Annotated in this window: 7 protein-coding genes; 5 read left to right on the top strand and 2 right to left on the bottom strand. The window is 54.8% G+C overall.

Annotation, left to right across the window (positions count from 1 at the left end; genetic code table 11):
* The first annotated feature begins 116 nt into the window (after nucleotides 1-116).
* The 5 genes from C5Y96_RS02900 to C5Y96_RS02880 all read left to right on the top strand — a co-directional run bounded on the left by C5Y96_RS02900 (nucleotide 117) and on the right by C5Y96_RS02880 (nucleotide 8,469).
* Nucleotides 117-2,759, top strand: coding sequence for a PSD1 and planctomycete cytochrome C domain-containing protein (locus C5Y96_RS02900; protein WP_105350034.1), 2,643 nt, complete (start codon nucleotides 117-119; stop codon nucleotides 2,757-2,759).
* Entirely contained in the window at nucleotides 2,756-4,222 is a 1,467-nt protein-coding gene (locus C5Y96_RS02895) for a DUF1501 domain-containing protein (RefSeq protein WP_105350033.1), read from the top strand. Before C5Y96_RS02900 ends, C5Y96_RS02895 begins: the two co-directional genes overlap by 4 nt.
* A 222-nt stretch (nucleotides 4,223-4,444) precedes the next feature.
* Nucleotides 4,445-6,262, top strand: a complete 1,818-nt coding sequence (locus tag C5Y96_RS02890; RefSeq protein ID WP_105350032.1) for an HSP90 family protein — start codon at nucleotides 4,445-4,447, stop codon at nucleotides 6,260-6,262.
* The gene (locus tag C5Y96_RS02885; RefSeq protein WP_105350031.1) at nucleotides 6,255-7,340 is read left to right on the top strand and encodes a hypothetical protein; all 1,086 of its coding nucleotides are present in this window, start codon (nucleotides 6,255-6,257) and stop codon (nucleotides 7,338-7,340) included. Before C5Y96_RS02890 ends, C5Y96_RS02885 begins: the two co-directional genes overlap by 8 nt.
* A gap of 43 nt (nucleotides 7,341-7,383) precedes the next feature.
* On the top strand, nucleotides 7,384-8,469 hold the full coding sequence (locus tag C5Y96_RS02880; protein ID WP_105350030.1) for a hypothetical protein: 1,086 nt from the start codon (nucleotides 7,384-7,386) through the stop codon (nucleotides 8,467-8,469).
* 283 nt (nucleotides 8,470-8,752) lie between these two features.
* Here the strand turns inward: C5Y96_RS02880 and C5Y96_RS02875 are convergent, their stop codons facing one another.
* Together C5Y96_RS02875 and C5Y96_RS02870 are read right to left on the bottom strand one after the other, a co-directional pair.
* Entirely contained in the window at nucleotides 8,753-10,045 is a 1,293-nt protein-coding gene (locus tag C5Y96_RS02875) for a DUF1501 domain-containing protein (protein ID WP_315850638.1), read from the bottom strand.
* A 102-nt stretch (nucleotides 10,046-10,147) separates the two neighbouring features.
* A complete protein-coding gene (locus C5Y96_RS02870; protein ID WP_105350028.1) occupies nucleotides 10,148-13,126 on the bottom strand; it encodes a DUF1553 domain-containing protein in 2,979 nt (992 codons plus the stop codon).
* Nucleotides 13,127-13,128: the final 2 nt, after the last annotated feature.

The raw sequence follows: 13,128 nt of genomic DNA, 5'->3' as shown, positions 1-13,128 counted from the left end.
ACTCCGTTGATATAACGAAAAATCTCTTCACTTTGCGGGTTGACTTCGGGTATCATCAGGCATCAGCAATACTCCATCGCTGCCCCACCGACCAACCCTCTCTCTCTGAAGATGCCATGAGACTTTTCTACATAGCTCTCGTGCTACTCCTCATCGCTTTGCCTGTTTCGGCCGACGAGAATTACTACCAGGAGCAGATCAAGCCGCTGCTGGCCATGAAGTGTTCGGCATGCCACGGGGCGCTCAAACAGGAAGCCGATTTACGGCTGGATGCAGGTCGGCTGATCCATTCAGGTGGAGCGAGCGGCTCGGTCCTTGACCTCGAACACCCCGCCAAGAGCGAGCTCCTTACTCGTATACAGTCCGACGATGCCGATCTGCGGATGCCGCCGGAAGGTGAGGGGGAACCACTTTCGGCCGAGCAAGTCCAACTCTTGAGTACCTGGGTCCAAGCCGGAGCAAAGTTTCCTGATGCGGAAGAAGTTCCGCCTGACCCGCGAAAGCATTGGTCATACCAGGCACCGCTGAAGGCCGATGTTCCCCAAATCAAGAACGAACTGGGAGAAGTCCACCCGATCGATGCGTTCCTGCTAGCTAAGCTTGAAGCACGCCAGATAGCCGCTGCCCCACTTGCCAGTCCTGCGACTTCAGTGCGAAGGCTCTACTTGGATTTAGTCGGTTTGCCTCCGACGGCAGACCAGCAGCACGCTTATATCAACGATTCCTCGCCAGGAGCCTGGAATCATCTTGTCGACGAGCTTCTCGACGATCCCGCCTATGGCGAGCGTTGGGGACGGCATTGGATGGACGTCTGGCGTTACAGCGACTGGGATGGTTACAAGAACGAACTCCGCGGAAGTCAACGTCATATCTGGCGCTGGCGAGATTGGATCATCGAATCGGTCAACGCCGACAAGCCGTACGATCAGATGATTGCAGAGATGCTGGCTGCCGATGAACTCGCTCCTACGGACCAAGCCACTCTGAGAGCCACCGGCTTCCTGGCCCGCAACTTCCACAAAAGCAACCGTAACATCTGGCTTGATGCCACGGTCGAACATACGGCCAAGGCATTTCTTGGCATGACAATCGACTGTGCGCGTTGTCACGACCACAAGTACGATCCGATTAGCCAGTCGGAATACTATGCAATGCGGGCCGTGTTCGAGCCCCATGAAGTACGCACCGAACAACTGTCCGGCGAGGCGGATCTCCTCAAGCAAGGTCTGGTTCGCGCCTACGATGCCAAGCCGAACGCACAAACCTATCTCTATGTCGCCGGCAACGAGAAGCATCCCGACAAAGAGCACCCCTTAGAACCAGGTCTCCCTGGGGTGATCGAACTGAGCTACAAGCCGCAGGCAGTCGAACTGCCGCCACTAGCCGTATTTCCCAGCCTGCAGGAGTATATCGAGTCTGAACAGATTCAAGCAGCAGAAGCGAAAGTAAAGGCCGATGAAAAGAAGCTCGCCGAATCCACCAACCCAAACGACAAGCCGCTAAACGAACAGGCACTGAGTGCTTCCTCCGCGGAACTGAAAGCACTGCGACATCGCTGGACCGCCGATCGGGCCAAGTATGCCGACAAAGTCACACCTGACAAGCTACAGCCACTAGCCAGGCAGGCTGTCCAAGCCGAGAGCAGCGCGAAGCTAGAACGAGCTCGCCATACACTTCTGGTAAGGCAGCAATCGCTGAAGCAAGCCGAAGCAAGTGATCAGCCCGACGACAAAAAGAAGGCCGCAATCGAAAAGGCCCGCAAGGAAGTCGAAGAGGCCTCCAAGAAACAAGAGGAAGCTGCCGGCTTAGCCACAAAGCAGGATGCGACCGCGTACACATCGGTCGGCACGGCCTATCCGGTGACAAGTACCGGCAGACGCACCGCCTTGGCGCAGTGGATTACCGATCGCCACAACCCACTCACCGCACGTGTGGCTGTGAACCATATTTGGATGCGTCACTTCGGCGAGCCGCTGGTCGAAAACGTGTTCGACTTCGGCCTTCGCTCACCTCGGCCGGAACACGTCGAACTGCTCGATTGGCTGGCGATCGAGCTCATGGAACACGACTGGAGCATGAAACACCTGCATCGCTTGATTGTCACCTCGGCGGCCTATCGTCGTGCATCAAGCGTTTCCGGCAAGCGGTTCACGGTCAACCTGGAACAAGATCCGGATAACCTATTGCTCTGGCGATCGAACGTGCAGCGACTTGACGCCGAGAGTATTCGCGATAGCGTGCTGCATGTCGCTGGCAGCTTGGACCGAACGCTGGGTGGTCCTGATATTGATTTCGAGCAAGGCGAAAAGGTGCATCGCCGCAGTCTCTACTTCCGCCATGCCTACGAGAAACAGATGCAGATGCTCGTCACGTTCGATGCGGCGGCACCCAACGAATGTTACCGACGATCGCCAAGTATTATACCGCAACAAGCACTTGCTCTATCCAATAGCTCGCTCGTTGTGGAACAGGCCCGCAAACTGGCTGCCAGGTTAAATGATGCCGAGCCCGATACCGAGAAGTTCATTCACCGGGCCTTTGAAGCAGTTCTTTGCCGCGACTGCACTCCCGAGGAATTGGCTGCCTGCCGAGACTTCCTTTCAAACCAATCCGAGCGATTGAGTCAACCGGAAAGCTTGACACCGATTGCCGGTGTCGCGAAAGCAGGCGTGCCGGCGGCGAACAATTCTACCCAGCGTGCCCGCGAAAACCTCGTGCATGTCCTTTTCAACCACAACGACTTTGTGACCGTCCGATGAGCGATTCCAACCGTCCGACAGAACAGCCTTCAGATAGCTTTACCCGTCGTAGGTTTCTTAATGACCTGGGGCTCGGTTTCGGTAGCATTGCTCTTTCCAGCATGCTCGCACGAGATGGCTTTGCCGAAACGCAATTGCAGCAGATCGCACCTCGGGCGAAGAGTGTGATCTGGCTCTTCATGATCGGAGGAGCCAGCCATCTGGAGACCTTCGATCCCAAGCCGGCATTGAACAAGTATGCCGGTAAATCGATCGAAGAGACTCCGCATGCCGACGTACTGAAGTCCTCGTTCCTGGAAAACGAACGAGTCGTTGCTTTCGATCCGAACAACGGATTCATCCGCAACAAGCTGTTTCCCATGCAAGTCGGATTTCAGCGACGAGGCGAAAGCGGACTAGATATTAGCGACTGGCTGCCGCACGTTGGTGCCCGGGCCGACGATCTCTGCTTGATCCGTTCGATGTGGACCGAAGACAGCAACCACGGCGCGCAGTTGCAATTTCATACAGGCCGACATCGCGTTGAAGGATTCTTTCCCACGATCGGTTCCTGGGTGAACTATGGGCTTGGCTCGATCAACGACAACTTGCCTCAATTCGTCGTCATAGGCACACCGGTGGCCGACTGCTGCGGCGGCCAGGAATGCCATCGAGCGAACTACCTTGGCCCGCGTTATGACGGCGTTCCGTTGAATATCGACCCGGCCAATCCCCTTCCCTACGCCAAGCCGCCGCAAGGAACGTTCCAGGAAGAGCAAGCTGGGCAGTTTGAATTGCTCCGCAAACTAAACGGACTGACGGCTGAAAACTTCCCCGACGACGATGCCCTCGCGGCACGGATTCGCTCTTACGAACTCGCCTACCGTATGCAGACGGCCGTGCCAGAAGTGGTACAGTTCACGGAAGAAACGCAAGAAACGCTCGACCTGTATGGTGTTGATCAAGCAGAAACGAAGACGTTTGGCCAGCAGATGCTTGCTGCCCGCCGCCTGGTCGAACGAGGAGTTCGGTTCGTGCAGGTTTATCACGGCAGCAATGGCGGTGCCGGGCAATGGGACAGCCACAAAGGGCTTAAAGTAAATCACACGAAACTCTGCAAGCAAATTGATCAGCCGCTGGGTGCTCTTCTCCAGGATTTGAAGCGGCGGGGCCTGCTCGACGAGACACTCGTCGTCTGGGCCACAGAATTCGGTCGTACACCTGGTTCCCAAAGTACCGACGGCCGCGACCATCATCCTTACGGTTTCACCATCGCAATGGCCGGCGGTGGCATCAAAGGGGGCATTGCCCATGGTGCGACCGATGAACTCGGCTTCCATGCGGTCGAGAATCGGCATTACGTCACCGATATCCATGCCACCGTCTTGAATCAACTCGGTCTGGACCCCCGCGCGATGCATGTGCCCGGCAGAAAACGCCTGGAGAAGGACTTCGGGCATGTGATCCGGGAAGTCATCAGCTAACGCCTCCCGGCATCGTCCTAGCAGAACGTCTTCATCTAAAAGTAACCACCCAGGCGAACCAATTCCTGGCATCTTGGCTCAATGAAGGCAAAGATACTGGTTCAATATGATTCTGCGCCTATCAAATCTGCATAAATAAACTGGGGCTTGGAACGAGCCTCGCCAGAAGGCAAAATCGTACGTAAAACGAACTTGTCATTCCCCTCGCTCAGAGTGCTTAAATTGACTGCTTCAGATCAAAATCGATTTCAGGTGGAACTGCGTGGCCTTATCGATCTACTTTCCCAGCACCTATACAGCGGTCCGCATGTGTTCGTGCGCGAACTATTGCAGAACGGAGTAGACGCGATCCAGGCACGTCGCCAGATCGAGCCGCAACACGAAGGCCTGATCGAGATCGAAGTGATTACCTCCGCGGAGAGCGATCCTACGATTATCTTCCAAGACAATGGCGTTGGGTTGACCGAAGACGAAGTCCATCAGTTTCTGGCCACCATCGGCCAGTCTTCCAAGCGGGGGGAGATGACCAGTCGCCCTGAAGACTTTCTGGGGCAGTTCGGGATTGGGCTCCTCTCATGCTTTACGGTATCGGATGAGATCGTCGTCCTCACGCGTTCCGCCAAAGGAGATAACCAGCCTGGCATTGAATGGCGGGGCTCGACTGATGGCACCTACTCGGTCCGCAAGCTCACCCAGGCGATCCCCGTCGGCACCCAGATCTTTCTACAGCCTTCAACCGGGTACGAAGATTATTTCGAGCCCCAGAAGGTGTTGAAGCTGGCTCGTGAATACGGCAGCCTACTTCAGCCGAAAATCACGGTGACCAGCAATGGGCAAACGGATGTAGTCAACGCCAAAGCTCCCTGGCATCAAGACACCACCAACCCACAGGTACGAGAAAACCTGCTCGCGTACGGCACCGAGGTCTTCGAACGCAACTTTCTCGACGTCTTTCCCCTGCATTCCACTTCCGGCGGAGTGACCGGTGTGGCGTACGTGCTGTCGGAAGCCGTTCATGCCGGATCGCGACAACCGCATCGCGTTTACCTGAAAGACATGCTGCTGTCGACCAAGACGCACGAAGTGCTTCCGGAATGGGCCTTCTTCGTACAGTGCGTCGTGAATGCCTCGCAGCTTCGCCCGACTGCTTCACGCGAATCGTTTTACGAAGACACTGTGCTGGAACGAACACGTCAGGAACTCGGCGATTGCCTGCGGCGGTACCTGGTCGAAATGGCTCAAACGCAACCCCGTCGATTCGAGCAACTGATCGCCGTTCATCACCTGGCCGTAAAGGCCTTGGCCGTCGATGACGATGAGTGCCTGGAACTGTTCGCTGACTGGTTGCCGTTTCAAACTTCGTTGGGAACGATGACCCTGGCCGAATTCCGCAAACAGAACTCGGTCATTCGCTACGTCCCCAGTTGCGATCAGTTCCGCCAGATCGCCCAGGTCGCGGCATCCGAATCGCTGGCAGTAATCAACGCGGGCTACGTCTATGATGTCGACATCTTGACTCGGCTGAGCATGATTCGATCGGACTTCAAACTCGAAGAGTTCGACGCTGAGCAACTCTCTGATCGCTTCGAACAGCTCAGCCAGAGCGAACGGGAAGAAACGCTAGAATTCGAGCGTCTGGCCGACATGACGTTGCAACGTTTTAAGTGCGCCGTCGAAATCGCCAAGTTTCTTCCCAGTGACTTGCCGTCACTGTATGTTACCGACGCGAACGCCGACTTTATCCGCTCGGTGGAACAAGCCCAAGATGTTACCGAAGGAGTATGGAACGACATGCTGGGAGACCTGACGCGTGACGTTCCTTCCAGCTATGCCCGTCTCTATCTCAACTATTCCAATCCGCTTATCAAGCGTATTTGTCAGTTGGGTCAGTCGGATGGTCAGCGTCGAAGCGTCGAGATGGTTTACATCCAAGCACTTCTGCTGGGGCATTTTCCACTGAAGAAAAGTGAAGTCAAACTCTTAAACGAGGGGCTGTTGGGACTGCTCGACTGGGCCGTAGGAGGACAAGACAATGAGTGAGGAACTTGGCGATCAGATCTATGATCTGCAGATGCAGGCCTACAACCTTCCGACCGGCGATACGCAGTTGCGACTGTATGAAGAAGCCCTTCGTCTGGCGGAACAGACCCGAGACCTGGACATTATCTTCGAGGCACGGATTTTCGTAGCGGGAGCCGCAGGCTTCTCCGGTCATGAAGAGAAGGCCATGGCAGCGTTGGGGTGGTGCCTGGCGACGTTTGAGAAAAACGAAGATCGACTCCAGGAACATGCGTTTGACCTTCTATGGGCGTTTAAGAACTTCCTGAGTTCCATCGGCGATCTTCCGCAAGTCTCACAAGAACAGTTCGACCAACTTCTTGCGCAGATGGAATCGCTCTACAAACGCTTCGGCTACAATATGCGAACAGTCCATTTCGTGCGCATGTACTTCGGCATAATGATTGGCAACCGCGCCATGTCGATGGAATCGCATGCTAAATACGTCGCGATTCCGAGAGACGAGATGGCCCACTGTCTTGCCTGTGAGGCTGATGCCGAGATGTCTTACTACTCTTTTCTGGGAGACCCCAAGACGGCCATTAAAGTGGTATCCAAAATCCTCTCAGGAAAGCAATCGTGCGCGCACATACCACATCGGACCTTCAGTGGTATCTTGCGGCCTCTGGCCATGTTGCAGCGTTATGACGAAGCCGACAACTACCAGAAGCGGGGCTACCGACTCATCCGTACGAATCGGGACTTCCTAGACCTGGTTGGCGAACAGATCGCCTACCTTCTGCATCGCGGCAAAACGGTAGCCGCGATTCGAATGTTCGAGAGACACTTGGCCTGGGGCTTGGAAACTCACGAGCTGTCCGCTCGTTTTATTTTTTACACCGCCTCAAAACATCTCTTCACTGCGCTGCCCAGAAGGAAACCGACCCGTAAACTTAGCCTGCCCACCTCGTTTCCGCTGTACGAAGAATCGAGCGAATACGACGTTGCGCAGCTAATCGATTGGCTAGAACGGGAAACCAGTTCGCTGGCAGTAACATTTGACCGGCGCAACGGCAACGACTACTTCAGCAACGAGCTACCCACGCGGCTAAAGTATTGAGACGCACCGGCGAGTAGTGGAAAGCCATCACAGAGTACAAGCCATGACGGGGGACATTAGCGATCAGATATACGATCTCCAGGTCGAAGCCTACAACCTTCCCAATGGCGAAACGCAGCTTCATCTGTATGAGGCAGCCCTGCGCCTGGCGGAACGCAGTCGCGACCTGGATCTCATCTTTCCGGCCCGGTTGTACGTGGCGTGTGGTGCAGGCAACTCCGGCTACGAAGAGAAAACCATGGCTGAGCTCGCTTGGTGCCTGGCTGTCTTCGAGAAAGATCGAGAGCGTTTCCTAGACCACAAGAAATTCCTTTTGTCGATCTTGAAGACGTTCTTGTGTGGCGTCAGCCAGTATCCGCACGTCACACGTGACAAGTTTGACCAGCTATTAGGACAGTTGGATTCTCATCTACGTCATTTTGGCTACAGCCAGCGCACAATTCATTACGTGCGCATGAGTTTTGCCCGCTCGATTGGCGACCGGGAAACAACCATCGCGTCGCATGATAAATACCTTGAGTATCCCCGGGATGAGATGTCCCACAAAGTTCCCGCAGAGGCCGAATCCGAGTTCTGGTATTACTGGTTTCTCGAAGAAACGGAAAAGGAAGTCGAAACGGCAATCAAAATCCTTACCACCAAGCCGTCGAAATCGTTCACACCTCACGACACTTACAGTGGTGTCTTGCGTTCCCTGGCTCTACTCAAGCAGTACGAAGAAGCGGACCAATACCAGCAAAAGGGGTACCGACTGATTCGTGACAATCGAAAGTTCCTAGAACTAGTTGGTTTTCAGATCGCCTATCTACTCCACCGAGAACGCACCGCACCTGCGATCCGGATGTTTGAACGTCACTTGCTGTGGGGCCTGGAAACGCACGACCAAGGCTCGCGTTACATTTTCTACGTCGCTGCCCAGCACCTCTTCACTGCGATCGCACAGGAAAAGCCCGTCCACAAACTCAACCTGCCACCTTCATTTCCTGTTTACCAAGACTCGAGTGAATACGATGTCCAGCAGATCATCGATTGGCTAGAGAAGGAAACAAGCTCACTGGCTGCGGCATTCGACCAGCGCAACGGCAACGCCTATTTCAGTGTCGACCTGCCGAGACTACTGAAATACTGATTCTCTATGGCCTTCCATAATTGTTCGGAAGCATCACGCCGGCGCGTAAGATACGATCACGTTCTCCAATTGAACAGACTCTGAGCTGGCGCTATTTTCTCGCGGCAATTGCTCTCTCGCTCTGTATTTTCAATACGCATTTGCCAGGATCACGCGTGAGAAAACACCCGCGTAATCATGTCAAATAACATGCCCGCCCTAGTAGGCTTTCAACGTAATCGTTTATTAGCGCAAATCCTGCTTGTACTGGAACTCAATCGTTCCTTCACTGCGAGCAGAGTTGCTAGGCAAGAATCTCGTGCACAACCTTACCGCCTTCGGGGCCGGTCAGACGATGTTCTCTGCCTTCATGAAAGTAGGTCAATTCGTTGGGCTGTAATCCCAGGGCATGCAGAATGGTGGCATGCAGATCGCGGAAATGAACTTGCCCCTCGACCGCACGCGAGCCCGTTTCGTCGGTCTTGCCATGCGTGTACCCAGCCTTCACACCACCACCAGCCAACCAGAAAGTGAAGCCGCGGTAGTTGTGGCCTGTTTCATCCTTGCCATTATCAGGCGTCAGGCCTGGGCGGCCGAACTCACCTCCCCAGACGACCAGCGTGTCTTCCAGCAGTCCCCGCATCTCAAGGTCATCCAGCAATGCGGCAATAGGGGCATCGGTGACTTCGCAATTGGCCTCCAAATCTCGACGATGATTTTGATGCTGGTCCCAGCTTCCATGATTGAGTTCGATAAAACGCACACCAGCTTCGGCAAAACGTCTGGCCAACAGGCATTGCCGGCCGAAATCAGACGGCTTGCAAGTTCCGACGGAAAGTGACTTGCCGACACGGTATCGTCTGAGCGTTTCTTCCGACTCGGTACTGGTATCCAGCAGTTCCGGTGCGGCGGTCTGCATGCGATAGGCAAGTTCCATCGACTCGATCACCCCTTCCAGCTTCGCGGCATCCGGGTTTTGCTGGAGGTGCTGCTGGTTGAGCGATTGGATAAAATCCAACTGCTGCCGCTTAGCGGTTTTAGAAAGGTGCTCTCCGCGAATGTTATTGATCGTTGCCTGAGACATGCTCTCGCCGTTGGTGCCGATCGGCGTGCCCTCGAAGACAGGCGGCAGAAACGCACTCGTGTAGACCGACGGCTTCGAGGTATTCAGGCTGATGAAGCCTGGCAGATTTTGATTTTCGGTCCCAAGTCCATAGTTGATCCATGCCCCCATGCTGGGCCGTTGCCGCAGTCTTTCGCCGGTATGCAACTGCAAGAATGACTGGGCGTGGTTGCCCGTATCGGCATGCATACCGTTGATTATGCAAAGCTTATCGGCATGCCGCGACGTCTCTGGCAGAAGATCGGAAATCCATTGCCCACTTTCACCTCGCTTTCGAAATGGGTAAACCGAACCGGGATGCTTCTTCTGACCCGTTTGAGGTTTGTAATCGAACATATCCAGCTGTGCCGGCCCACCACTCATGCACAGAAAGATAACTCGCCTGGCTCGCGGACGATGCAGCGGAATCTTTGGCTGGAGCGTGCCGGAAGAATCGGCTTGAAGCGATTGCTGACAAAGAGCCGAAAGTGCCAAGTACCCGAACCCACATGATGCTGATTGCAACAGGTTTCTTCGAGATGGAATCATGGGAGACCTCGCTTCTGGGTGGGTACGAGCAATCGTCGCGAATCAGGGTTAATCGACATAGCGAAATTCATTGGACGCAAACAGGGCCTGACAAAAAGCGGCCCAGGGACGCATCTGCTTGCCGTCAGATGCACCAGAGCTTTCGCTTTCCAGTCGATCGAGTAGCGTCACCGCTTGAATCAATTCAGACTGAGTCGGATCGCGTTGAAACGCTCGACGGAATACTTGTGTGATCTTTTCTTCGGTTGTGGCGTTCGGGTCAGCAGATACCAGCGTGGACAAGCTCTCGGCCTGTTGGACAACGAAAGGGCTATTCAGCAGGAACAACGACTGTGCAGGCAATACGGTTTGATTGCGTTTACCAGTCACTTTCAGCCCATCAGGCAAGTCGAAAGCCGCCAGTTGGGCAGGCGGAGCGTTTCGCATGTAACAAAGATAGACACTGCGATGATTACTTGGTTGATGCAGTGTCGATGCCTCGTGCGGAGGCTGATTGATCAACGCATCGATCTCTTGAATCGGACTTCCCTGGCCAGGCTTCAAATCGAGAGTGCCACTTGCCAGCAGAATCGAGTCGCGTAACTGCTCAGCCGTAAGTCGCCGTTTTCGGTGCCGCGTCAGCAGTCGGTTTTCTGGGTCATGCTCAGCAATCTGGTCACCGTAGTCGCTCGACAATTGATAGGTTCGACTTAGCACGATCGATCGAATGAGCCCCTTGATCGATCCACCACCATCGATAAAGTCCTGGGCGAGCCAATCGAGCAACTCGGGATGAGTTGGTCGAGCACCGAACACACCGAAGTCATCTGGTGTCGCTACAAGACCTTCCCCCATCAATTTCAGCCAGACTCGATTGACGATCACACGCCAAGTTTGTGGTTGCTGTGGATCAGAAAGCCAGGCAGCCAATTCGATCCGGCCACTCTCTGCTTCTGGAATAACCAAGTTCGGTACGAATGGCGAAGTGCCGTCCCCTTGGACCACTTGCCAACAAGCGGTCAGTGTTCCGCGGGGGACCTCTGCTCCTAGCTTTTCACTGGTTCCATTGATATGCACTTTACAATGAGCAGGCTTACTGGCCTCGCGAACACCCATCGCGACACCAAGCTGGGTAATTCCTTTCGGGCGGCCGGAGGCTATGTGCAGGGCAGCTACGTCAGCATCGGAAACCGATTTTGAGAACAAACTAAAGTGGGCCAGGCTACCGGTAAGGGGCGCGAAACCTTCGCTTCGCCCCCCCAAGCTAAAACGTGATTCCTTCTCAAAGGTCGGTTCCAGCTTCCCTTCGATTTCCGGCTTCGACACGCCATTGAGATAGACACGAACCTTATTCCCTTGGCGAACCATGACCACATGATTCCAAGCCCCAGGGACAATGACAGTACTGCCGGCCAGGGAAGCCTTCTTCTTGTTGCCATTGAAAACGAACAGGCGGCCGGTTCGTTTCGGATCGTGTGTCCCACCGATACCTAGGTGGTCGCCAGGTATCTCTTTGTTGCCGAGTTCCCCGCGGGTAAACAGGTACGCGGTGATCGGCCGCGAGTTATTGGGCGAATCATTCTTGAACCAGAACGAAACGGTATAGTCCGCAGCCAGATCGGGCGCATTGCCTTGCAGGTAAGACTCTTTCAACTGTACGAACTCGGACGGCGAAAACTTCGGCGATCCGATTTCTTTCCAGCCGTCAGGCAATTGATCGAGTGCAACGCTTGCTTTCGGTTGCATTTGCTGAACCAAGTCGACGTACCCCGCAGGCAAAGCCAAGGGAGCTTTCATCTGGCCGAGCTTGCCGCCGTCGTCCGAAAGCTCTGAGCTTAAGACATGCAGTTCGGTAGGAGGAGCGGTCAGTTTTTCATTACCGGCGGCACCATACAGCGTTTCGCTGCTCGTAAAGATGCCTGCCATGGCGTAATAGTCGCGAGTTGGAATGGGGTCGTGCTTGTGGTCATGACAACGCGCGCAAGCCACACTGAGCCCCATAACGGCCGTGCTAACCGTATTGATTTGATCGTCGACGATATCCATTGGAAAGTCTTTGTTCATCGCCGACGCCGGTTTGGAACCGATCGCCAAAAAGCCAGTCGCGACCAGCAATCGATTTCGCTCCTGGGCAGTATCGGCCGGCAGCAGGTCGCCAGCGATCTGTTCGGTCAAGAAGCGATCGTATGGAATGTCTCGGTTGATGGCGTCGATGACATAGTCGCGGTAACGCCAGGCATGAGGAAAAGTCGCATTGCGAGAAAGACCATCGTTACCGTTCGACTCGCCATAGCGGGCAACGTCGAGCCAGTGCCTTCCCCAATGTTCGCCAAACTGCGGACGCGAGAGCAATTCATCCACCAGGGCTTCCGTCGCTTGCCGACGATCCTTCGACGCGGCCTCGACAAAGGACTCTATCTCACTCACCGATGGAGGAAGACCGATCAGGTCGTAATACAAGCGTCGAGCCAGGGTTCGCAGTTCGGCATCATCCGTAGGCTGAGCATTGGCCTGCTCCATTTTTTGCAATACGAACTGATCAATTGGCCCTAGAGGCCAGTCCTTCCGCGCGACACTTGGTGGCGGGATGACATTCCGGGGATAAAAGGACCACAGCTCCTGTTGCGTCCAGTTTTCTTTGGGGCCTGGATGGGCAGCTTCCGTTCGAGGGTCCCACGCGCCACGTTGAATCCATTGCGAAACCACATGGATCTCTGATTCCGACAGGGGCTTGTCCGGCGGCATTTCGAACGATTCGTAATGCAACGCATCCATCAGCAAGCTCTTATCAGGCTCACCGGGCACGACAGCGGGGCCGGATTCACCACCACTTAAGAGTCCGGCTCGGCTATCCAAGAGAAGCTTACCACCGATCTCTTTCGCGTCGGCCGAGTGACACCCATAGCATTTGGCGACCAAAATCGGACGTACCTTTTCCTCGAAAAAGGTACGCTCCTGATTGGGTATCTGCTCTTGGCCCCAAGCGATCGCTCCGTTTGCCGGACCGATCAGCAAGGCACATAGCAGTAGAGGAATCCGGTGCTTCATGT

Source organism: Blastopirellula marina, assembly GCF_002967715.1.
In the GTDB taxonomy this organism is placed as follows: domain Bacteria; phylum Planctomycetota; class Planctomycetia; order Pirellulales; family Pirellulaceae; genus Bremerella; species Bremerella marina_B.
The sequence above is the reverse complement of the archived record's forward strand: the minus strand, read 5'-3'. Positions and strand labels throughout refer to the sequence as shown.